Origin of the sequence: Anaerotaenia torta (assembly GCF_050433395.1) — a bacterium.
GTDB lineage: Bacteria > Bacillota > Clostridia > Lachnospirales > Lachnospiraceae > Mobilitalea > Mobilitalea torta.
In genome coordinates, this window is the sequence record NZ_JBNPXH010000006.1 from 106,792 (window position 1) to 129,745 (window position 22,954).

General features: G+C 48.5%; 21 protein-coding genes and 1 riboswitch. Of the genes, 12 read left to right on the top strand and 9 right to left on the bottom strand.

Annotation, left to right across the window (positions count from 1 at the left end; translation table 11 throughout):
* Window positions 1-10: 10 nt before the first annotated feature.
* The 6 genes from HNQ56_RS11390 to HNQ56_RS11415 all read left to right on the top strand — a co-directional run bounded on the left by HNQ56_RS11390 (window position 11) and on the right by HNQ56_RS11415 (window position 6,913).
* On the top strand, window positions 11-1,762 hold the full coding sequence (locus tag HNQ56_RS11390) for an ABC transporter ATP-binding protein (RefSeq protein WP_429145917.1): 1,752 nt from the start codon (window positions 11-13) through the stop codon (window positions 1,760-1,762).
* A 170-nt stretch (window positions 1,763-1,932) separates the two neighbouring features.
* Window positions 1,933-2,427: a pyridoxamine 5'-phosphate oxidase family protein gene (locus tag HNQ56_RS11395; protein ID WP_429145920.1), complete on the top strand. Its 495-nt coding sequence runs from the start codon at window positions 1,933-1,935 to the stop codon at window positions 2,425-2,427.
* A gap of 3 nt (window positions 2,428-2,430) precedes the next feature.
* Window positions 2,431-2,533: riboswitch (guanidine-I (ykkC/yxkD leader) on the top strand.
* Window positions 2,534-2,584: 51 nt separating this feature from the next.
* Window positions 2,585-3,319, top strand: coding sequence for a GAP family protein (locus tag HNQ56_RS11400; protein WP_429145922.1), 735 nt, complete (start codon window positions 2,585-2,587; stop codon window positions 3,317-3,319).
* 173 nt (window positions 3,320-3,492) lie between these two features.
* Window positions 3,493-5,565 carry a methyl-accepting chemotaxis protein gene (locus tag HNQ56_RS11405; RefSeq protein WP_429145925.1) on the top strand — a complete coding sequence of 691 codons (2,073 nt, stop codon included), beginning with the start codon at window positions 3,493-3,495 and terminating at the stop codon, window positions 5,563-5,565.
* 58 nt (window positions 5,566-5,623) lie between these two features.
* Complete coding sequence (locus HNQ56_RS11410) at window positions 5,624-6,136, top strand: GNAT family N-acetyltransferase (RefSeq protein ID WP_429146433.1); 513 nt, start codon at window positions 5,624-5,626, stop codon at window positions 6,134-6,136.
* A 51-nt stretch (window positions 6,137-6,187) separates the two neighbouring features.
* Entirely contained in the window at window positions 6,188-6,913 is a 726-nt protein-coding gene (locus tag HNQ56_RS11415) for a DUF5131 family protein (RefSeq protein ID WP_429145928.1), read from the top strand.
* A gap of 117 nt (window positions 6,914-7,030) precedes the next feature.
* On the opposite strand, the gene HNQ56_RS11420 is transcribed toward HNQ56_RS11415, so the two are convergent.
* From HNQ56_RS11420 to HNQ56_RS11450, 7 genes are all read right to left on the bottom strand, one after another.
* The gene (locus HNQ56_RS11420) at window positions 7,031-7,978 is read right to left on the bottom strand and encodes a hypothetical protein (RefSeq protein ID WP_429145931.1); all 948 of its coding nucleotides are present in this window, start codon (window positions 7,976-7,978) and stop codon (window positions 7,031-7,033) included.
* Window positions 7,979-8,047: 69 nt separating this feature from the next.
* Window positions 8,048-8,878, bottom strand: a complete 831-nt coding sequence (locus tag HNQ56_RS11425) for a helix-turn-helix domain-containing protein (protein ID WP_429145934.1) — start codon at window positions 8,876-8,878, stop codon at window positions 8,048-8,050.
* A gap of 244 nt (window positions 8,879-9,122) precedes the next feature.
* Window positions 9,123-10,241: a metal ABC transporter permease gene (locus HNQ56_RS11430; protein WP_429145937.1), complete on the bottom strand. Its 1,119-nt coding sequence runs from the start codon at window positions 10,239-10,241 to the stop codon at window positions 9,123-9,125.
* Complete coding sequence (locus tag HNQ56_RS11435) at window positions 10,225-11,148, bottom strand: metal ABC transporter permease (protein WP_429145940.1); 924 nt, start codon at window positions 11,146-11,148, stop codon at window positions 10,225-10,227. The genes HNQ56_RS11430 and HNQ56_RS11435 overlap by 17 nt, the downstream gene beginning before the upstream one ends.
* A gap of 1 nt (window position 11,149) precedes the next feature.
* Window positions 11,150-11,899, bottom strand: a complete 750-nt coding sequence (locus tag HNQ56_RS11440) for a metal ABC transporter ATP-binding protein (RefSeq protein WP_429145943.1) — start codon at window positions 11,897-11,899, stop codon at window positions 11,150-11,152.
* Window positions 11,900-11,913: 14 nt separating this feature from the next.
* The gene (locus HNQ56_RS11445; RefSeq protein WP_429145946.1) at window positions 11,914-12,852 is read right to left on the bottom strand and encodes a metal ABC transporter solute-binding protein, Zn/Mn family; all 939 of its coding nucleotides are present in this window, start codon (window positions 12,850-12,852) and stop codon (window positions 11,914-11,916) included.
* 21 nt (window positions 12,853-12,873) lie between these two features.
* The gene (locus HNQ56_RS11450; protein ID WP_429145948.1) at window positions 12,874-13,536 is read right to left on the bottom strand and encodes a metal-dependent transcriptional regulator; all 663 of its coding nucleotides are present in this window, start codon (window positions 13,534-13,536) and stop codon (window positions 12,874-12,876) included.
* 424 nt (window positions 13,537-13,960) lie between these two features.
* Here HNQ56_RS11450 and HNQ56_RS11455 point away from each other — a divergent pair, with 424 nt between their 5' ends.
* A complete protein-coding gene (locus tag HNQ56_RS11455) occupies window positions 13,961-14,452 on the top strand; it encodes a metal-dependent transcriptional regulator (RefSeq protein ID WP_429145951.1) in 492 nt (163 codons plus the stop codon).
* A gap of 125 nt (window positions 14,453-14,577) precedes the next feature.
* On the opposite strand, the gene msrB is transcribed toward HNQ56_RS11455, so the two are convergent.
* Window positions 14,578-15,528 (bottom strand): peptide-methionine (R)-S-oxide reductase MsrB, encoded by a 951-nt coding sequence (gene msrB, locus HNQ56_RS11460; RefSeq protein ID WP_429145954.1) that lies wholly within the window; start codon window positions 15,526-15,528, stop codon window positions 14,578-14,580.
* 159 nt (window positions 15,529-15,687) lie between these two features.
* A complete protein-coding gene (locus tag HNQ56_RS11465) occupies window positions 15,688-16,206 on the bottom strand; it encodes a ferritin-like domain-containing protein (RefSeq protein ID WP_429145957.1) in 519 nt (172 codons plus the stop codon).
* A gap of 141 nt (window positions 16,207-16,347) precedes the next feature.
* Between HNQ56_RS11465 and HNQ56_RS11470 the strand changes: the two genes are divergently transcribed.
* From HNQ56_RS11470 to HNQ56_RS11490, 5 genes are all read left to right on the top strand, one after another.
* The gene (locus HNQ56_RS11470) at window positions 16,348-16,998 is read left to right on the top strand and encodes a TetR/AcrR family transcriptional regulator (RefSeq protein WP_429145960.1); all 651 of its coding nucleotides are present in this window, start codon (window positions 16,348-16,350) and stop codon (window positions 16,996-16,998) included.
* 1 nt (window position 16,999) lies between these two features.
* Window positions 17,000-17,713 carry an ABC transporter ATP-binding protein gene (locus tag HNQ56_RS11475; protein WP_429145962.1) on the top strand — a complete coding sequence of 238 codons (714 nt, stop codon included), beginning with the start codon at window positions 17,000-17,002 and terminating at the stop codon, window positions 17,711-17,713.
* Between the two features lie 4 nt (window positions 17,714-17,717).
* Complete coding sequence (locus HNQ56_RS11480; protein ID WP_429145965.1) at window positions 17,718-19,304, top strand: ABC transporter permease; 1,587 nt, start codon at window positions 17,718-17,720, stop codon at window positions 19,302-19,304.
* Window positions 19,305-19,746: 442 nt separating this feature from the next.
* Window positions 19,747-20,823 carry a ribosome small subunit-dependent GTPase A gene (gene rsgA, locus HNQ56_RS11485; RefSeq protein WP_429145968.1) on the top strand — a complete coding sequence of 359 codons (1,077 nt, stop codon included), beginning with the start codon at window positions 19,747-19,749 and terminating at the stop codon, window positions 20,821-20,823.
* Window positions 20,824-20,925: 102 nt separating this feature from the next.
* Window positions 20,926-22,905: a methyl-accepting chemotaxis protein gene (locus HNQ56_RS11490; RefSeq protein WP_429145971.1), complete on the top strand. Its 1,980-nt coding sequence runs from the start codon at window positions 20,926-20,928 to the stop codon at window positions 22,903-22,905.
* The last annotated feature ends 49 nt before the right edge of the window (window positions 22,906-22,954 follow it).

Consider the following 22,954-nt stretch of genomic DNA (forward strand, 5'->3'; position numbering starts at 1 on the left):
GGAGGATTGTATGACATCAAGTAAAAAGTTTCAAAAAATACGTAAGTTTCTATCCTATTATGCACCATATAAGGGATTGCTGATTGCGGATCTTGTGTCCAGCATTTTTGTCGCGGCTCTTGCCCTTATTTTGCCCGTCTGTGTGAGATATATTACGAAAGACGTCATGGAAAACGGTACAGAAAATATATTAACCGCCATCTTGCAGACCGGTGCGCTAATGCTGTTTATCATTGTGCTTCAGACCGGCTTTGCAATGTTTTCTGACTATAAAGGCCATGATATGGGGGCAAAAATTGAACGCGATATGCGAATGGAGCTGTTTGGACATTTTCAGAAGCTTTCCTTTCGCTTTTACGACAGCCAGAAGACGGGGCAGTTGATGTCCCGGTTGACAAATGATCTCTTAAACTTAACGGAGCTGTATCATCATGGGCCGGAGAATCTGGTTATTTACGGTACGCAGTTTATCGGCTCCCTGATTATACTGCTTCACATTAATGTGAGACTGACCTTGGTTATCTGCTTGTTTTTGCCTGTTATGGGAATCTATTCGTTTGTATTTTTTGGCAAGCTCCAGAAAGCCTATGCAAAGAGCCGCAGCTGTATCGCTGAGGTCAACCGGCAGGCAGAGGAGAATCTGTCCGGTATCCGGGCGGTGAAGAGCTTTGCCAACGAGGAATTGGAAATCAGAAAGTTCTCAGAGGAAAACAGCCGCTTTTATCAAAGCCGTGCCGCCATATACAAGAATGAGGCATTGCATTATACGGTAATCGAGACCTTCTTCACACAGCTGATTACGGTGGCGATTATTGTGGCAGGGGGTATCTGGATTGCCGGTGCCAAACTGGATGTGCCCGATCTTCTGGTATTCATCCTGTATGCCGCCTATCTTACCTCGCCGGTCCCGAAGCTGGCATTTATGGTACAGCAGTATCAGGAGGGGATATCCGGTTATGAGCGTTTCCGCGAGATAATGGAGCTGACCCTTGAAATACAGGATGAGGAAAATGCTTTAGAGGTACAAGTGAAAGAAGGGCGTGTGGAGTTTCGCAGCGTAACCTTTCGATACAGCGAGGGGCAGGATTATGTGCTGAGGAATATCAGCCTGGATGTGCAGGCGGGTGAAACCGTTGCCATCGTAGGCCCTTCCGGCATCGGGAAGACAACCTTATGCTCCCTTATTCCCAGATTCTATGATGTTCTTGAAGGGGAGATTTGTATCGACGGAATCAACGTCCGTGATATGGCATTGCATCCCCTCCGGCAGCAGATCGGCATCGTGCGCCAGGAGACCTTCCTGTTTGCAGGTACGGTTATGGAAAATATTTTATACGGCAGGCCCGGTGCAACAGAGGCGGAAGCAGTAGAAGCCGCAAAAAAGGCAAACGCCCATGAGTTTATTATGGAGCTGCCCAATGGGTATGACACGGATATCGGACAGCGCGGCGTAAAGCTTTCCGGCGGGCAACAGCAGCGAATCAGTATAGCGCGGGTTTTCCTGAAAAATCCTCCCATCCTTATTTTTGACGAGGCAACCAGTGCCTTGGATTATAAGAGTGAAAAGGCCGTTATGGACAGCCTGAGGACACTGGCAGAAGGCCATACGCTGTTCATCATCGCCCACAGACTGAGCACAGTGAGAAATGCCGACCGTATTGTGGTTCTCACAAAGGAAGGGATTGCAGAACAAGGCACCCATGAACAACTGTACGGACGAAACGGCATCTATGCAAAGCTCTACAATGCACAGGAGCTATAAAATCATTCTCTGCTGATTTAAATCTGACTTATGGATTTACCCGGTTAAAAAAGATTTTTGTTTCCGTCTTTTTTGGCCGGGTTTTCTGTGTTATAATGGACGGAAGAAATGGTTGGAAAATCATTCATATCGGGTGGGGGAAAAACAATTGAATATAAAGGAGTTTTTATATGTTTAGAGAAATGCGCCGTAATAAGCAAGCTTTATCCATGGAGGAGAACCTGGAGGTTTTAAAGTGCGGAACATCGGGAGTGCTGGCTGTATCCGGGGACGATGATTATCCCTATGCCGTTCCCCTCAGCTATGTATATCATGACAATGAAATATATTTCCACTGTGCCAAAACCGGGCATAAGCTGGATGCCATCGCCAGAAATGAGAAGGTTTCCTTCTGTGTGATCGACCAGGATCAGGTGGTGCAGGAGGAGTATACCAGTTACTTCCGCAGTGTTATTGTATTCGGCAGGGCCCGTATTCTGGAGGATGGGGAAAAAAGAAAGGCCCTTGAAATTCTAACGGCAAGATATTCGCCGGCCCTGGAGAAAGGTCATCAATTAGAGGCGGTTGAAAAGGGATATAACAGTGTATGCATGATCGCGCTGAGGATTGAACACATGAGCGGTAAAGAGGCTGCTGAGCTGGCCAGACAAAAGAAGGACATCTGAATATTTTAAGTTTTCTAGGGTTCCGTAACAGAGAATGTTAGCCTGGACCGAGAGAAAACGCACAGTCTTTAGATTGTGTACACGGAAGGACAAAAACCTGGGAGTTGTTAATTCGGCTCCCAGGTTTTATTTTTTTGACTCAGAAGGAGGAAGAGATATGTGGGGATTATTGATTTCAACGATTGTAACAAGTGCGGCAGACAGCCTGAACCCCATTGCAATCACACAGCAGTTTGTTTTACAGGGCATGGTGAAAAAGCCGAAGCATATTTGGTATTTTATCATACCGACCGGTGTCACAAATTTAATAGGCGGATTTCTGGCGTATTTTGGGCTGGTCACATTGATTGGCCGTTTTTTTTGCAGTTTGATAGAACGGTATGAGCAGGTCTTACTGATTGCAGAACTAATACTCGGCATTGCTTTTTTGATTGGAGTCGGCTATTTGATCCAAAGCAATAAGCTTGAAAAACTAAAAAAACAAATCCAATCTTTGAAGTCGGACGAGAATAATAGCAACGAGAAAGAAGAAGCAGAGGTGGCACATAAAATAAAATCCGTCACGCCTATGGCTTTAGTCGCCTTCGGCGTGGGAGCAACTATTTCGGAGTTGACAACGGCATTGCCCTATTTTGCCTTCCTGGCCATTCTTTTTAATTACCGGCTAAGCCTTCTCCCGCTGACTTTTATACTTATTGTATATAATGTGATTTATACATTGCCTTTGGCAATCCTGTATTTTGTTTATATAAAGGCACAAGATAAATTTGATCTTCTTTACCGGGTGATTAAGGCCCAGGTTACCAAGCTGTCAAATTTTCTTGCCCCTGCGCTGGCGGGAGTTGTCGGTATTGCCTTGATCTATCACGCCCTGTCTCATTTCATTGTGTAGTTATTTTTGAAAATATAGTACTCGCTTCCGTTATACCGGATTTAGTTCGTGGTTTTCGACAAAAAACTGCCTATTTCTATTTATTGAGTAGTGTGTTACAATAATAACAAAGTATTTTTTCCAGCATGGTTTGACGTGACACAACAAATTGAAAGGGTAGAGGAGAGGTATTCATGAAATCAATCAAGCTAAGACTGGTCGCAACGTTTACACTAATTATCTTTTTGGTTACTGTCGCCCTTGGCGGTGCCGCAATCTACATCGTTAGTCAGGATCTGCTGTCGGACGCCCAGGACGATCTGGCGGAGATGGCAAAGGCACAGGCTCAGTATATTACCTCCAGAAGAGATGCCCAGCTCCAGTATATAGATGTGCTGGCCCAGGTTCCTGTGATTACCGACAGCTCAGTTCCGCTGGAGCAAAAGATTGCCTATTTTGAGGCCGAGGCAAAGAGGGCTGACTTTATTCTGTTCGGATTTGCGGATAAAAACGGCAAAGCCATCATCTTAAACAGCACAAGGGAGACAAATGATGTTGCAGACCGGGAATTCTTCCAGTCGGCGATTAAGGGTACCCCCGCCGCTTCCGATGTTATGTTCAGCAAGCTGGACGGAAAGCCCGTGCTGGTGTATGCGGCACCGGTGTATGAAAATGGACAGATCATCGGGGTACTGTACGGCAGAAGGGACGGACTGAGCCTGAGTGCAATCTGCGAGAAGGTCACCTATAAGACCACCGGATATGGTTATATTGTCAACAATCAGGGAGTCACGGTGGGCCACAAAAACACCGATCTTGTTCTGATGCAGGACAACGACATTGAAAATGCCAAGACCGATTCCTCCCTCAAGGAGCTGGGTGCCCTCACCGAGAAGATGATCACCCGCCAGGTTGGCAGCGGGACATATTCCTACAACGGTAAGGCAAAGCTGGTGGGGTATGCCCCCATTGAGGACAGCCCGTGGATCATGGCTATGACACTGGAAAAGAACGAGGTGCTGGAGCGGACGGTTGCCCTTACCTGGATGCTGGTTGGGTTGTGCCTGGTTATGGCGGTTGCCGGCGCGGTCATCACCTATTCCATCAGCAGCGCTATCGCAAAGCCCATCAAAGCCATTACAAAGGCCGCCCAGCAGATTGCGGACGGAAACTTTGACATAGAGCTGTTTGTGAAATCCAAGGATGAGCTGGGCAGGCTTTCGGATGCCTTCCAGCTCACCATACAAAGACTTGTTAACTACCAGGGCTATATCGATGAAATTTCCGGCGTTCTGTCCAGCGTGGCCCAGGGGGATCTGACCGTTGAACTCCGGAGGGAATATACGGGCCAATTCAAAAAAGTCAAGGACAACCTGCAGGCGATGCTGGCCAACCTGGATAACACGCTGCTGCAAATTCATCAGTCCGCCAATCTGGTGGACAGCGGCTCGGATCAGGTATCCGGCGGTGCTATGGCTCTTTCCCGGGGGGCGGCCCAGCAAGCCAGCGCCATCCAACAGCTGTCCGCGTCCATCGCGGAGGTCACCGAGCAGGTCCGGCAGAATGCGAAGAACGCCAAGCTGGCCCAGGAGAAGGCAGAGTTTGCGGGAAGAGAGCTGCGCAGCAGCAATGACCATATGAAGGAGATGGTCATTGCGATGGAACAAATCACCCTCAAATCCTCCGAAATTATGAAAATTATTAAAATTATTGAAGATATTTCCTTCCAGACCAATATTCTGGCGCTGAACGCAGCCATTGAGGCAGCCCGGGCCGGACAGCACGGCAAGGGCTTCGCCGTGGTAGCGGATGAGGTGAGGAACCTGGCCGGGAAGTCGGCAGTGGCCGCCAAGGACACTACCGCCCTGATCGAAGAAACCCTGGCGGCAGTGCAAAATGGCAGCCGGACGGCGGACATCACTGCAAACGCGCTGGAGGAAAGCGCCAAAGAGACCGACGAGGCCGTCGGATTGATCAACAAGATCGCGGAAGCCTCCCAGGAGCAGGCAACGGCCATTACCCAGCTCAATCAGGGAATTGAGCAGATTTCATCGGTGGTACAGACCAACGCCGCAACCGCGCAGCAGAGTGCGGCAGCCAGCGAGGAGCTGTCGGGACAATCCAATCTGTTGAAAGGACTGCTGGCCAGATTCAGGCTGAGACAGACCGACTCCTACCCCATGGAAGGGGCGGAGCATACCCATCAAATCGGCGGCCGGGTGAACCAACGTCTTCTGCTGCCGCCAGAGCGTGAGATGGATGAATAACGAATGCCAAATTGAAAGGAGACCATGCCATACGTGCAATGGAGCTTATGTGAATCAGATGGAGCTGAAAACAGAACGGTTACTGATACGAAATTATAAAGAAGAGGATTTGCAGGATTTATTTGAAATTTTTTCAAACCCCGTAGTCATGGAGCAATGTGAGCCGCCCTATAATATGGAGGAGTGCACAAAATGGCTGGACTATTTCATAGAAAAGCCCATTGCCTTTGCGGTGGAGCATATACAGACAGGCAGGCTGATCGGCCATGCTTTATTTAAACAGCTGCCCGGCGAGGAAGCCGGTATTTATGAAATCGGCTGGATCTTCAATCAGCAGTTCTGGGGGCAGGGCTATGCTTACGAGGCCAGCAGGGCGTTGATGGACTATGGCTTTGACGTGCTCCGCCTTCACAAAATCACCGCCGAAACTACCGATCCGGTAAAATCTGTTTCCCTTATGAAAAAGCTGGGCATGAAGCAGGAAGGTGTTTTAAGGCAGCAAACAAAGGATATCAATGGTAACTGGGTTGATATGCATTGGTATGGCATACTCATGTCGGACCGTACATAAGATGTCAGGGATAAAACACGGAATAAATGAGAAGGAAAGCAGGTAGCAATTGTGGGCTGGGAACCGTGGACAGGGTGTTACAAAATAAGTGATGGCTGTACGTACTGTTATTATTACGGGTTATATTCGAAGCGGTATGGGCAGAATGAAGTTGTGAAAACAGATGATTTTTATAAACCAATTGAAACGCTGTATATGCCGCGTAAAAAAATAACCAAATATAAAATGGAGGGCGGTAAAACGGTAGATACCTGTTTTACAACTGATTTTTTTCTTCCGGAGGCCGATGAATGGCGGAAGGAAGCGTGGAGCATTATGAAACAGCGCCCTGATTTGCATTTTTTCTTTATTACAAAAAGAATTGACCGTTTTCCTGTTTCCCTGCCGGAGGATTGGGGAGAGGGGTATGATAATGTGACTATAGGCTGTACGGTGGAAAACCAGGAAATAGCGGATGATCGGCTGCCCTTGTTTTTATCTTATCCCATCAGGCATCGTATCATAGTGTGTGGTCCCTTGCTGGGTGAAATCAATCTGGAACCGTATCTTCATGGCGTGGAGCATGTGACAGCCTGCGGCGAGTCCGGAAGAGAGGCGAGAGAGTGTGATTATGACTGGATTTTGAAACTGCGGGAGCAATGTATAAAATCCGGTGTTTCGTTCCAGTTCAGAAGCACAGGCTCCCGGTTTCGCAAGGATGGCGTATTACACAAAATCAATCCGAAAATGCAGCACTGTACCGCACGTGAATGTAACATAAATATTATGGCTGTATAAATCCTTTGAGCGGAACGGGAAGAATTATACTGCCGATATAGAAATCTATGAAACAGATGACAGATTAGATATAACCAGCAGCCGGACATGAGAGAAGCATGTCCGGCTGCTGTATGATCAAATACTTTGCTTCATAATTTCCACGGCTTGGATTTCGTTCTTCTGAGCCGATTTCAGCAACGCTGCAATTTTGGCCCGTACCTCCGGCAGGCTGACATCCTGGCCGGTTTTGATCTGGAATGCTTCCTGCCACGCATCATACACCGATTGGTAAAGGGCGGCGAGCCTGTCCTGTTTCATTTTCTGAAAATACTTCCATGCGTAATATTTCAAGGCTCCAAAGGTGCCGAGGAAATATTCCATGTTCCAGGATGCATCGGGATTGAAAGCCTCTTCAAAATGCCGGATCAATGCGGGATAGGCTTCCAGTCCTTTGGCGTTATCACACCATTCCCCGCCTTGTAAATGGGAAACCGCCAGCCTCATGGTATCGAGCAGGATATCCTCTTGTGACTTGTCTGTCTTTCCTGTGATTGTCAGCACTGACAACAGGGGCAGTTCCCTCTTGCCAAGCTGCTGATAGGGCATTTGTGCGCCGTTATAAGAGGGGCTTGTCGGATCTGCGTGTTCCGAGTTAATGGATAAAGTATAGAACATCTGGGTTTCATCATCATAGCCGGTAATCAGGCCCCATTCAGGAACGCCGATATCCCATGAAACAGCAGGGACGCCGCTGTCGATGGACTTCTTAATAATCGTGACAGCTTCCAGCCGCTTTTCTTCTTCTATGTCCTCCTGTCCCCAGTAACGGCCCACATAACCGCAAGTCAGCCCTCCGTTTTCCACCCAGGCGCTCTGAGATCCAAAGTCCCAGATGCTGGTAGCAGAGGGACAAAGGTCAGCGGACACCCACATACGGAACGCAAAGCCGCTGGTTGCAATGATATCCTCCGCATATTCCGGCCAGGGACTGTTTTTAACGGCGCAGGCCAGGGATTTCGCGAGGGAGAAGAGATAGCCGGTACTGTCATGGATTTCATCCCATGTGATGTTTAACCTTTTCATAAATGGAACCTCCCTTATTTTAATGTATTGTGCATATTCTGTTTTGTTATTGATATTTTTCCGAAAGAGTCAGGTTTTCTCTTCGATAGGGATATAGATTTTCTCGCTGAAGGTCCGGCTGGCCTCAACATAGCTTTCAAACTCATAACTGCCGGTGCGGCGGTAATTACTTTTTGGCAGCCAGGTATCAGAGATATAGCCCCATGTCCGATGGATTGTATTCACAAAATCAAAATGCGTTGCCAAAGGAGTGGCAAATACAGCATACAATCCTCCCGGGATATGAATTTGAACGGTTCCGGCAGCATTTCCCTGAGCCTCCTTCGTGGGAATTCCGTTCCAATAATCCAATCGGTTTTCTTTCGCGTTCCACAGGGAAACACCGTAGTCTTCACAGACCTTTCCCCCGGAGAGCCGTTGGGACAGCTTTTTACAATTATACTTGTTCCAAAAGTTCGGAGCATAGTCTTCATCACTTTTAAACACCGTCAATTCAAAGTCGGATAAGGTAACAATCTCAGGTATTACTTCAAAAGATGCCGCCTGTAAACGAAGCCGGTCATACAGCTTCAGACTGTTACCGGCTGCCTTATATTCCGTAGGCAGAACATGGTGCTCCGCCTTGAAAGCCCGCGTAAAATTTTCCTTAGAATTAAAACCGTATTCAAAAGCAATCTCTGATATGGGCCGGTCATGTTGCATTATTTCCCGTGCAATCTCTGAAAGCCGCCGCTTGCGTATGTAATCAGCAGGGGTTAAGCAGGTGACTTCTTTAAATACCCGTAAAAAATGGTATTCCGAATAACCCGCTGCCCGTGCCAGGTCAGCGACACCCAGATCAATCTTCAGGTTAAATTCTATGTATGCCAGCGCAATTTCAATATGTTCTTTATAGTTCATACCTCATTATACCCCAAAGTGGGCTTCTATGGTTGATAAAAATTGCGGAAATTAATTGGTATTAATAAATTCGGCTGCAACTTCCAGCCACTATGACTGGGCAATGAAAAAGAGGAAGGCCATAAAGGGCGGCTGCTTGGGAGGTATCGCTCCATCACCCGATTTCAGTGATGGAGCGATACCTTTGTTTGTTATAATATCACGATCCTGCCGCACTGCTTCTGCTATGGCCGGAATATCCCTATTATTTAGAGAAAAATGCATTATAGTTGCGGATGCTGGCTTTTCTGCCTTCTTCTGTCAGATTCACCAGCCCTTCAGAAAGATGAACAAAGCCTTCGTGCTTCAATGCTTTAATAATTTTCAATGTGAAATCCGCCGTCCAGTGAAGATGTGTCTGTATGGTGCCAATGCCTGCTTCTGCGATTTTCTCCTCGCCGTCTTCATGGTTGGAGAGGTGGAAGAGAAGGGTTGCTTTGGCGAAGGCAGTCTTCTGTTTCCTGCGCCGAAGCAGAGAGCTGATCAATCCTCTGCGGGGAGCAAGGATAAATACGGCCAGAAATACCAATCCGGTCACTACCGCCATGCTCCCGGCGATGGAGACATCCAGCAGTGCGGCTGCCTGGTACCCCAGGACTCCATTGACCGCTCCAATGGCTCCGCTTAAAACCAGCATCCGTTTGAGATCGTCCGTCAGCAGATAAGCCGTTACCGGAGGACCGATCATAAAGGCCACAACCAGCACCGAACCCACTGCCTGAAATGCGCCGACGGTGGTAAAGGACACCAGTGCCATCAAACCATAATGGACCAGTGCCGGGGAAAAGCCCAGCACGGCTGCCAGAATAGGATCAAAGGTTGCCACCTTCAGTTCTTTAAAGAAGATAAGAATAGCGGCGAGATTAATCAGCAGCAGGGCTCCGGTTGTATAGACCGCCTTTGCACCGATATCCACGCCGCCGATGACCATGCGGTCAAAAGGAGCGAAGGCCAGCTCTCCTAAAAGTACGGAATCCGTATCCAGGTGAACCGAACCGGCATATCGGGTAATTAAGATGATGGCGATGGAAAAGAGCAGCGGAAAAACCACACCGATGGCGGCATCCTCCGCCAGGAGATGTGTCCGGCTTAACAGCTCTGTCAACCAGACGGTTATCACCCCCATGATTGCCGCTCCGACAATCAGCAAGGGGGAGGAGAGGTCATGGGTGACAAAAAAGGCAAGCACAATACCTAACAGAATCGTGTGGGTAATGGAGTCCGACATCATGGACATCTTCCGAAGCACAAGAAACGTGCCTGGGAGAGCGCAGGCGACTGCCACAATTACGGCGATGATCTGGATTTCAATCTGAGGGGACATCCGGTGCACCTCCTTCCAATCGATATAGAATCTTGTTTCTCCTGCGCTGATGAAGCCGGTATAGCACGCCCCGGCCCGGAGCGAACAGAACACTGACGGCCACCATAGCGCTGACACAAATCACAATAGCCGGCCCGGTGGGAAGCTTTGGTACCAGAGAACTGGCGGCGGTACCCATGATGCCGGATACCGCTCCGAATAGTGCCGAAAGAGCTGCCATAACCCATAGCCTATTCGTCCACTGGCGTGCGGCAACGGCAGGGGTAATCAGCATAGCGCTCATGAGGATGACACCCACGGTCTGCAATCCAATGATAATAGCCAGCACAATCATGGATGACAGGAGCAGATTCAGCCTCTTCGGCGAAAAGCCAAGACTTTGCGCAAAATCCGGGTCGAAGGTAAAAAGCTTAAATTCCTTCCAGAACAGCAGCACCAATGAAAACAATACCAGACCGCAAATAGCCATTAAGAGGAGATCTCTTTGCAAAAGCGTGGATGCCTGACCGAAGATAAAGCGTTTTAATCCTGCCTGGTTGGAGTTGGGGATTTTCTGCACATAGGTAAGCAGCACCAGCCCCAAGCCAAAGAATACGGACATCACAAGTGCCAGCGCACTGTCAAATTTCACCCTGGTATGCCTTACGATACCGACAATGAACAGGGTTGCCAGCAAGCCGGAGAGTAAGGCACCCAGCAACAGCACCTCTGTGTTTTTGCTGCCCAGCAGGACAAAAGCCATAACTACACCGGGCAGGGCAGAGTGAGACACCCCGTCTCCCAGCAGGCTTTGCTTCCTCAGTACTGCAAAGCAGCCCAGCACACCGCTGATCAGCCCCAAAAGAGCGGAGCCCAAAGCCACTGTTTGAAATGTATAATCGGAAAGCAGAGCAATCATACCGCCCATATCACACAACACTCCTTAAAAGGGTGCCGGAGCTGTGATAGGTCTTTTTCAGATTGTCTTCGTGGAAGACCTCTTCCACAGGTCCGCAGGCAACCACGCGCAGATTAATCAGGGTCACCCAATCGAAATAGTCCGGAACCGTCTGCAAATCATGGTGCACCACCACTACGGTTTTGCCCTGTTCCTTCAGTTCCTTCAGCAGAGTTACGATAATACGTTCCGTCTGGGCATCTACTCCCTTGAAGGGTTCATCCATAAAATAAACATCTGCCTCCTGGGCCAGCGCCCGGGCAAGGAATACCCTCTGCTGCTGGCCGCCGGAGAGCTGGCTGATCTGACGGCTGCTATAGTCCTGCATGCCGACTTTGGCCAGCATCTGCTTTGCCAGCTCCTTATGAGCCTGGCGGGGGCGGCGAAGCCATCCCAGCTTGCCATAGCAACCCATCAGCACCACATCCTGTACCGTGGCCGGAAAGTCCCAGTCAACACTGCCGCTTTGAGGAACATAACCGATACGTTTTTTTAGCGTATGCATATTGCCGCCATCTAGGAAGCGAACCGCTCCGGTAACCGGTTTTAAGAGTCCCAGCATGGCTTTTATTAAGGTCGTCTTCCCGGCTCCGTTAGGGCCCACCACCGCCATCAGCTTTCCCTTTGGGATTTTCAGATCGATGTCCCAGAGAACCGGCTTGGCATCATAGGCTACGGTCAGATCCTCTACCTCAACCACATAGTTTTGTTGTTTCTCCATATACTTACCTCCCATCACTTTAAGGAATCCACGATGGTATCAATATTGGCCCTGACGGTCAGAATGTAGGTACCGGCTCCGGAATCCGCGTCACCCAGGGAGTCGGAGTAAAGTTCGCCGCCGATGGCAACATCAAAGCCCCTGGCTTTTACTGCGGCCTGCAAGGCTTCAATTGTCTTAGGCGGAACGGAAGACTCCACGAAGACGGCCTTAATCTGCCGTTCCATAATAAAATCAGCCAGACTGCTCACATCAGCCGTGCCGGCTTCCGCATCCGTGCTGATGCCCTGCAGCCCCCGTACTTCAAAGCCGTAGGCTTTACCGAAGTATTGGAATGCATCATGAGCCGTGACCAGTACGCGCTGTGCTTCAGGCAGCTCGGCAGCCCGATTGCGGATGTAGGTGTCCGTCTTATCCAGCTCTTCCAGGTAAGACTTCAGATTTGCTTCATAATCTGATTTTCCCTCGGGGTCGGTTTGAGATAATCCGTCGGCTACAATTTTTGCGGCTTCCTTCCATAGGGAAACGTCGAACCAGATATGGGGATCGTGGACGGAACTATCCTCCTCCCAGGCCAGAAGTCTGGCTTCGTCTAAGCCCTCCTCAATGCAGATAACGGTTGCTCCTTGCCCGGACAGATTTTCAAATATTTCTCCCATCTTTCCCTCCAGATGCAGACCGTTGTACACTACCGCATCCGCTTTCTGCATCAGGGAAACATCTCCCGCACTGGCCTGGTATAAATGCGGGTCGATGCCGGGCCCCATAAGACCGCTGACTGTAACCCGTTCTCCGCCGATGACGGCGGACAAATCAGCCAGCATGGTGGTAGTAGCAACAATATTTAGTTTATCTTTTGATGAATCCATATTCGCCGCCGGGGCAGAGCAGCCGGCAAGCAATAATGTGAAACTCAGGAATACGCCAATAAGGCCTTTCATTTTATGCTTCATAAGAAACCTCCTTAAATTGATTCAGTATGATTGCCCCTCTGCTATATCTACATAGATTTGACAGGCGGCCTTATAACTGATCTGAACACGTTTTTCTTCAAGGTCCAGTGTCAGCGGACCTTCATATGCTGCGGCATCCGCAATGCGGACGGGGCTTCCGATGGTAATTCCGTTCTCCTGCAGATAGTCCAGCAATTCCTTTTCTTCCGTTACACGCCGGATGTGAGAGCTTATGCCGACGGGAAGCAGGTTCAAGGTCTGCAGCGGAGTGGAGCTGACCTGCCCGTCAGGATGAGGAATTGCGCTTCCATGAGGACAGTACATCGGATAATTCAAAAATTTATCAAGGCGGGCGGTCAGGCGTGAGGGAGTAATATGCTCCAGCAGCTCCGCATCTTCGTGGGCCTCGCTCCAGGAGTAGCCCAAATGGCGCATGAGAAACACTTCCCAAAGACGATGCCCGCGCACCAGAGAAATGGCGGCGCTTATTCCTTCCGTCGTTAAACGGGACCCCTTATAGGGCTCATAATAAATAAATCCTTCCCGATTCAGCTTTCCCAGCATCTCAGTGACGGAAGCAGGGGCGATTTGCAAAGCTTCCGCAATCTGCTTATTGCTTACCAGTTCTTCCATGCCTCCCAGTTTATAGATAGCCTTTAAATAATCTTCTTTATTTGGTGTCATTTTATCTTCCTCCGTTTACAAAAATATACCCCATGAGTTGCGTAATCCTGTTTTAGAAATGTCATACTGAGAGTATCTTCACAAGCGTTCCAACCAGCAGGACGAGAGCGGTTACGATTAAAATAGGTATTTTACAACGGAAAAGCCGTTTCGTATCAGTATCCATGATGATCGTCCTCCAATAATATAATACATTTGTATAATTAAAAATAATTAGGTATACCTAAATTATATTATATTATATGCCTAAACACAAAAGATTGCAAGTCAATTATATAAAATTTATGATTATATAAAAGGAAATGTTTTTTCATCCACTTTGTTAGGGGCGGGAAATCATCTTTCCCTTGACTAATCTATGATGCCTAAGTGTAAAGTGTTACGAATATACTATATAAAATTTGAAAACAGAGGACGAATGATTATGAGCAAGGTTCCGTACAATGAATTCTATACGGTTCGGGGATATCAGCTGAAAAAGAAAAATGAGAGCGATCTCACGCCCGCTCTGGAGGATTATCTTGAAATGGTATACCGATTATGTATAGAGGAAAACTATACGCGTATCAATAAACTTTCTGACCGGCTGCATGTCAGGCCGTCATCTGCATCAAAAATGGTTTCCAGGCTGGTTGGGCTCGGTTATCTGGAATATGACAGCTTTGACAGCATTCTGCTAACCAATAAGGGAAGGGCAGCCGGATTTTATCTGCTGGAACGTCATAATATCATAGAACGTTTTTTTCTTATGCTGGGAAGTCCCCATCCTTTGGAAGAGACAGAGTTGATAGAACATACGCTGAGTCCTATGACGGTATTGGAGATAAAAGCATTATTGGATTTTTTTACACAAAATTCGGATATCGAAAGACAGTTTAAGGCATTCAGAGATTCCGTTGTCTTCCCGGAGGGCTAAGACAGCGGATATGATACAGCGCGTTTCCTTTTGGCTCACATAATGGAAAGAGAATCCCGTCCTGGCCTCATAAAAAAAGAACGCCTTCCGCGGCTGCTGTTCAGCCCCGGGAAGGCGTTTTTCAATTAAATAACCCTATCCAAAAGATATCCGTAGCCCTCCTGCTCCATCTTATCTTTCGGGATAAACCGCAAAGACGCACTATTGATGCAATACCGCAGACCGCCTGTCTTCCTGGGGCCATCGTCGAAAACATGACCCAGATGGGCGTTTCCCGCACGGCTTCGAACCTCTGTCCGGTGCATTCCATGAGAGGTATCCTGCTTTTCTTGAATGACACCCGGATCAATGGGTTTTGAAAAGCTGGGCCAGCCGCAGCCGGATTCAAATTTGTCACTGGAGGCAAAGAGAGGCTCACCGGTTGTGATGTCCACATAAATTCCAGATTGAAAGGTATTCCAGAATTCATTCCGGAAGGGCGGCTCGGTGGCATTGTTCTGTGTCACCTCATACTGTGAGGCAGTCAGGGTTTTGCGCAGCGTATCAGCATCCGGTGCCTTGTAAGTAACAGGATTTACAGTGGAGTTTGCCGCTTTTTCAAACTTGGCCTTTGAAATATGACAATAGCCTCCCGGATTCTTATCCAGATATTTTTGATGATATTCCTCGGCGGGGCTGAAGTTGCGAAGCGGCTCCGCCTGGATGGCAATGGGCTTGCTGAACCGCTTTTGCAGATGTGCCAGGGAGCGCTCAATTACCGGCAGATCCTTGTCATTGACATAGTAGATGCCGGTCCGGTACTGGGTTCCGCGGTCCCCTCCCTGCCGGTTTACAGAAACCGGATCAATGGCTTCATAATATAGCTCCAGTAAAAATTCCAGAGGAAGGATTTCAGAATCATAGGCAACACGCACCGCTTCCGCATGCCCTGTATCCCGGTAGCACACTTCCTCATAAGTGGGATTTTCCGTTTCCCCATTCGCATAGCCGACCTGTGTGGACAGAACACCCCGAATCAATGAAAAATATTTTTCACTTCCCCAAAAACAACCGCCTGCAAGATAAATTTCTGACATAATGCACCTCATTTCACTATTTATATTAACACATTTCACATCCTGAAACATCATTCTATTATTTTTCCGCTGAGGTTATTAATTATTCAAAGAATAAGGAGTTATTAGGAACGGAAGTCAGGATAAGCGAAAATATCAATATAAATTTGCTCCATGCATTTATATCTGCTGATACATTTCCCGGAAGGTTTGAACATGGCGTTCTTCGTCGAGTATGATGCGGTTTAATATGGCTGCAATGTTTTTATCGCGGATGCTGGCTGCCTGTTCACTGTATTTACAGATGGCAGTTTCCTCCGCTTTGATGGAGGCATTGATCAAGGCCCGCATTTCACGCGGATACTGGTTATAAGACGGACTCCACCATTCTTTGCATGTCCGGCCGGACCAGAGCCGCGGATCTGCCCCAAGCTGCAGTGCAAGCTCGGCAAAGATATCCAGATGATGCATTTCAACGATGCTGATATGATAAAAGCATTCGGCAATCCAACGATGCATCTGCCTTGTCACCACGGAGTTATAAAAATACCGGGCAGTATCGCTCATCTCAGAAACAACCCCTCCTATATTACTCAGTATTTCGCAGGCATAGACGGGGTTTTGCTCATCTACACGCACCGGCGGATAAGGGGCGTTTACTTTATAGATACATTGGTTTTCGGAATAAGAATGATCCATCTCCATATTCCTTTCTATTTGCTATGATACAATTTATTCGCAGAGGCAGGGGATTATGAAGTCAAATTCATCTTGACATATAGACCGATATGGTCTAAGATTGGATTTAATAAGGTTAATAACTTTTTGGGAGGTGGTCTAATGGAAAGTCGATTTGATGTGTTTCATTCCCTGGACAGGGAAAAGCAGCAGAGAATCATAAAAGCCGCTTTGGCGGAATTTGCCGCAAAAGGTTTTAAGCGGGCTTCTACAAATAAAATTGCTGAGAATGCACAAATTGGCAAGGGGATGCTGTTCTACTACTTTGGCAGCAAGGAAGAATTGTTCGATTTCCTCTGCGAATATACCCTTGCCTTTGCCAGGACGGAGTATATTAACCGATATGAAACGGATTCGGGTGATTTCCTTCAGCGATATAAGATGCTGACAGAGCTTAAGCGCAAATCACTGAAGGAATTTCCTGAGGTGATCAGCTTCTTCGAAAGCTTTTACCAGGAGGAGAATAAACATTATTTTGGAAAGTTCGCTGAAGATATTGAGGAAATGAGACAGCTCATCCTTCGGAGAATTTACGAAGGGATTGATTATTCCTTATTTCGCAGGGATCTGGATGGAACGGCAGTGGTCAAATACATGAAATGGCTGTTTGACGGCTATGAGGCCGACATTATGCATAGATTCAAAAGAGGAGAACTGAATACGTCGGATGAAGCCGCTCTGGCGGAGGAATGGTCAAAATTCTACGCGTTCACGGACGATTTGCGGCAAATATTCTATAAGGAGGAGAAGTGAAATGGAAGTCATTGATATTCGTGGTTTGGTGAAGAGGTTCGGGAAGTTCACCGCGCTGGACGGCGTAGATATGACGGTGAAGAAAGGGGAGGTTCATGCTTTCCTGGGTCCCAACGGTTCAGGAAAAAGCACGACAATCCGCTGTCTCCTGGGCATTCTCCGCTGTACGGAGGGAACGGTGCGGATCTTCGGGCAGGATGCCTGGAAGAACGCAGTGGAGCTTCACAAGCGGATTGCGTTTGTTCCGGGTGATGTTAACCTGTGGAACAATTTCACAGGGGGCGAGGTCGTAGACCTCTTCCTGTCCATGAATGGCGGAAGAGCGGACAAAGGGAAGCGGGAACGCTACCTGCAGCTGTTTGAGCTTGATCCGTCCAAGAAATGCCGTACCTACAGCAAGGGGAACCGCCAGAAGGTAGCGCTTGTGGCGGCCTTCGCATCGGATGCGGAACTGTTCGTCCTTGACGAGCCCACCAGCGGCCTGGATCCGCTGATGGAGAAGGTGTTCCAGGATGGAATCAGTGAGATGAAAAAAGAAGGAAAGACGGTTCTTCTGTCATCCCATATTATGAGCGAGGTGGAGAAGCTTGCAGACAGCGTCAGCATCATCCGCGAGGGCAGGATTGTGGCTGACGGCTCCATGGCGGATATCTCTGTGAAAGCCCAGGGACGAACACTGGAGGAGTTCTTCCTCTCGGAATATGAAGGGCGGTGAGTTTATGAACAATAGTTTTGCTCGGTTGGGAACCTATCTGCGATTTATATGCCGCCGGGAACGAATCAGCTCTGTCATCTGGATTATCTGCATTGCCGGGTTTGCGGCAATATTTGCCGGGATTTATCCGGGGCTTTTGCCCGGTCAGGCTGAGATCGTGCAAATGGCCGCCACAATGAGCAATCCGGCAATGGTGGCGATGATGGGCAATGTCTATGGAATGGAGAACCTGACCCAGGCCAGCGTAATGGCACAGGAATGCCTGGTATGGTTTCTGATCACTGCCGCGGTGATGAATATTTTTCTGATCAATCGTCACACGCGGGTGGATGAGGAGCTGGGACGCCTTGAAATCTTTCGCGCACTGCCGGTAGGCAGGCTGACCGGCAGCCTGGCGGCAATTAAGTTTGCCTTCGGTGTAAATCTGCTCATCTCCATATTTACGGCAGCCCTGCTCCTGGCTGTGAACATCGGCGGAACGACGGTCAGCGGCGTTTTTGCCTATGGTGTTGCCATTGGAGTTGTCGGATTTGTATTTGCGGGATTGACCCTCCTGGGAGCCCAGTTGTTTTCCACCGCCCATGGAGTAAGCGGCTTTAGCTTTGCACTGCTGGGGTTGTTTTATATTATGCGGGCACTGGGGGATGTGAGCTCCAACGCCCTCTCCTGGATCTCACCCCTTGGGCTTGGGCTGAAGGTCGAGGCATTTTACAGTGACGCTCTGATGCCTCTTATTATACTGCTTCTGGAGGGAGTTGTCCTCACTGTTACCGCATTGCTGATCGGTGCGATGCGCGATCATGGTGCCGGTGTTTTGCCGGCAAGAAAGGGCAGGGCAAGGGCATCGCGTTTCCTGCTCAGTCCCCTGGGCTTCGCCTGGAGGGTATCCCGCGGTTCCGTGTTGGGCTGGGCGGCGGCCGTGTTTTTGCTGGGAGCGTCCTACGGCAGCGTTTGTACCAACATCAATGATTTTGTTGAAAACAATGAGATGATGAAAAAAATATTAGGTGCGGAAGGCAGGACGACGCTTCTGGATAACTATATTGCCATGATATTTCTGATTATGTCCATCGTTGCCAGCATTCCCGCTGTAATGACCGCAATCCGGATTCATAGTGAAGAAAAACGCGGCAGGCTGGAGCAGATCTTCGCCAGATCCGTACCTCGCGGCAAGCTGTACACAAGCTTTCTTGCTGTGTCCGTGGCCGAGAGCATTGTGTTGGAGCTGCTGATGACCTTGGGACTCAGTATATCATCAGGAGGAGAGCTTACCGTGGGATCGCTCTTGAAAACAGGCTTTAATTATCTTCCCGCAATCTGGACCATGATGGGGATTGCCGCATTGCTGGCGGGTTTTATGCCGAAGCTGACCTCTCTTGTATGGGCGGTATTCGGGTATACCTTTATTGTAATGTATTTCGGCAGGATCATGAATATGCCGGAATGGGCTTCAAGAATAACGCCCTTTGGAAACATACCGCAGCTGCCCGTACAGGAATTTTCCGCGGCGCCTCTCATTATACTGACGCTGCTTGCGGCGGCATTTACCGTGATCGGTGTCTGGAGGTTCCGAGAGCGTGATATAGGATAGGGACAGAGGCATTCCATTAAAAAATGATTGACAATGTATGGGATTTGAGATAGAATTTAATTGGTTTAAATTAATTCGATGGGTTTTGATTGAGAAAGGAGTGTTGGATTATGGCAGGAAAATATATTGAGGTGACAACAATCTAACTGAATACCGGCAAGGCACACAGTGTGATTCTCGGCATGTGTAACCAGCCTTGCGCCTTCTTCGAGCAACCCGAATCGTGTATGAATCGTATTGATTAATTATGGAATATAAGCACGCTCTGGCAGCGTGCTTTTTGTATGCTCTTTTTTACCGCTGATTTGCAGGTGAGTCACGTAATCCGCCCTTAATCCGGTGAGACGAAGAAGAATATCAGAGAAGCAACAGGTAAAAGCAACAGATGGAAACAACAAATGCAAATAACAGATACAAACAACAGTATGGAAGGAATTAATGAATGAATAGAAATGACTATGGATGGAATGATTTTTTTGAAAAGGAATGGAACGAGAAGTCGGCAGCAGGAATGTTTCCCGGAAGAGTGATCGCTGACTACGGCCAGATCCTTCGTATAATGACGGAGGAGGGAGAGCTTTCCGTCAACAGACCGGTAAATAAGCAGGGAGAAGCTCTGCTTCTGGCTGTCGGAGACTGGGCCGCTCTGGAATATGTCAAAGATGCCGGAATGCATCAGATCCGCTTTATATTAACCAGGAAGACAAAATTTTCAAGGGCCGCTGCGGGAATTGAACTAAAGGAACAAATCGTGGCTGCCAATGTAGATACGGTTTTTCTGATTCAATCTCTTAACCGGGATTTTAACATGCGAAGGCTGGAACGGTATCTGATTACAGCCTGGGAGAGCGGTGCAACACCGGTGGTGGTACTGACTAAGGCGGACTGCTGCGATGATACAGAGGAGAAAACAGCCATTGTCCATACCTCTGCTCCCGGTGTGGAGGTGCATGCTGTCAGCTGCGTAACAGGAGAAGGGATCGATGGAATCAGAAAATATCTTGCATCTGGAAGAACCGTAGCATTGCTGGGATCCTCCGGCGTGGGAAAATCGACACTTCTCAATTATCTGGCGGGGGAGGAACTCTTAAAAACAGGTGAGATCCGGGAGGATGACAGAGGAAGACATACGACAACTCACAGAGAATTAGTGCTTCTTCCCGACGGAGGGCTAATACTGGATACACCGGGTATGCGTTCTCTATCCCTGTGGGAAGCGGATACCGGAATGGAGGTAATGTTCGGAGATATCGAGGAGACGGTGAGAAAGTGCCGGTTTCAGGATTGCAAGCATAGGAATGAACCGGGGTGTGCCGTGAGATTTGCCTTAAAGAACGGAACTCTGGATCAGAAACGCTGGGAAAGCTGGTTAAAGCTCCAGAAGGAGCAGGTGAGCTTTGAACATCGGAGGAGGATGAAGGAAAAAATCCGGGAAAAGCAATGGAGCAAGCAGATGTCGAGCGCCAAGGATAGCAGGCAGAGGGGAAAAACAGGCATCCGAACCATGGATATGGATTAGGTATATAGTTAATTTATACTAGACCGGAGAGATAAGCGGCTGTTGGCTTCTTGGATTTTGTATGATAAAATGAAGGCGATACAAAAGAAAGGAGCGGATAGTATGAGATCAATAAAATCAAGACTGGTCCTTATATTTACAGCAGTGATACTTTCTCTGATCGTTAGCATAAGTGTGATATCCATAAGTGTTATCAGCAAAAACCTGATGGAGGAAACATATACCAATTTAATGGAGATTGCAAAAGAGGAGGCAAAATACATCCAGTCCAGAAGAGACGGTGAACTGAAGTATGTGTATGCCCTTGCCCAGAATACAATGCTTTTGGACGAGGAGGTCTCTCTGGAGCAGAGGATTGCTTTTTATGAAACAGAAGCGGAGCGGTCCGGCTATCTGGCATTTGCCTATGCTGATAAAAACGGAAACAGCACGGTATTCAATTCCAAAAGAGAGACGACGAATATAGCGAATCGCGACTATTTCCAAACGGCGCTGAAGGGGGAGCCCATGGCTTCCGATCTGCTTATCAGCAGCGCTACCGGGGAGCTGGTACTGATCTATGCCGCTCCGGTTTATAAGAACGGGCAGGTGGAAGGGGTATTTTACGGAAGGAAGGATGGCCTGGCCTTGAACAATATCGTGCAGAGTGCCTCCTATAAGCAGACGGGTTATGCATATATGATCAACAATCAGGGCGTGACGGTAGCGGAAAAGGATGTTGAGCTGGTTTACAGACAGGAAAATGTCATAGAGGAGGCCAAGAATGACGAGTCCCTCCGGGCGCTGGCGGATCTTACAGAGAATCACATGATCAAAAGAGAGGTGGGCAGCGGAGAATATTCTTATGACGGAGTGGATTTGGTTGCGGGCTTCGCACCCGTTGAAGGCAGTCCCTGGATCGTGGTTATGGAGATGGAAGAACAGGAAGCAATGCAGGGCGTAAGGTTCCTTGAGAAAATTCTGATTGCCATATGTGTTGCGGCAATTGCGGCAGGCGTTGTCATTACTTATATTGTAAGTTCCAAGGTTGCAAAGCCGGTCAAGAAGGTGACGCAGGCTGCACGGCAGATTGCCGAGGGCAATTTTGATGTACAGCTTTCGGTAAAATCCCGTGATGAAGTGGGACAGCTGGCCCAGGCATTTAATCTCACCATTGAAAGACTGGTAAATTACCAGGGATACATTGATGAGATGTCCGACGCATTGATGCGCATTTCCGAGGGCGATCTTACGGTCAGGCTGAGGAGGGATTATGTGGGACAGTTTGAAAAGCTGAAGCTGAATATGGAATCCCTTCTCTCTAATTTGAACTATATAATGCAGCAGGTAAGGCAGTCGGCGGAGCAGGTGGCCAGCGGATCAGAACAGGTGGCAATGGGAGCCCAGGCGCTTTCCCAGGGAGCCGCCGAGCAGGCAAGCGCGGCGGAGGAGCTGTCTGCAACCATTGAAGAGATCACGTCACGAATCCGGCAGAACGCAGAAAATGCCCGGCAGGCAAGTGACAAGGCAGAGATTGCGGGAAGGGAGCTGCAGGACAGCAATGATCAGATGGAGAGCGTAGTTGCCGCCATGGATCAGATCACGTTGAAATCCTCTGAGATCTCCAAGATTATCAAGGTGATTGACGATATCGCCTTTCAGACCAATATTCTGGCCCTCAATGCTGCAATTGAGGCGGCAAGAGCCGGAGCTTCCGGAAAAGGATTTGCGGTGGTTGCAGAACAGGTGAGAAGTCTGGCTGCCAAATCGGCAGAAGCTGCCAAAAGCACGGCTGCTCTCATTGAGGAAACCATTGTAACCGTACAGAGCGGTGTGCAGATTACGGACAAAACAGCAGCCTCTTTAAGAGCGAGCGCTGCGGTGACCGAAGAAGCGGTGCTTCTGATTGACAAAATAGCGGCGGCTTCTTCCGAGCAGGCCACCTCCATTGTACAGGCAAGCCAGGGAGTAAACCAGATCTCCAATGTGGTGCAGACCAATGCCGCCACTGCGGAAGAAAGTGCTGCGGCAAGCCAGGAGCTGTCAAGTCAGTCAACCCTTCTAAAGGAACTTATTTCTAATTTTAAGCTGAACGAAGAATAGACCCGGGAAAAGACCCGGAATCATGGGAATGAAGGTTCTGTGGTTCCGG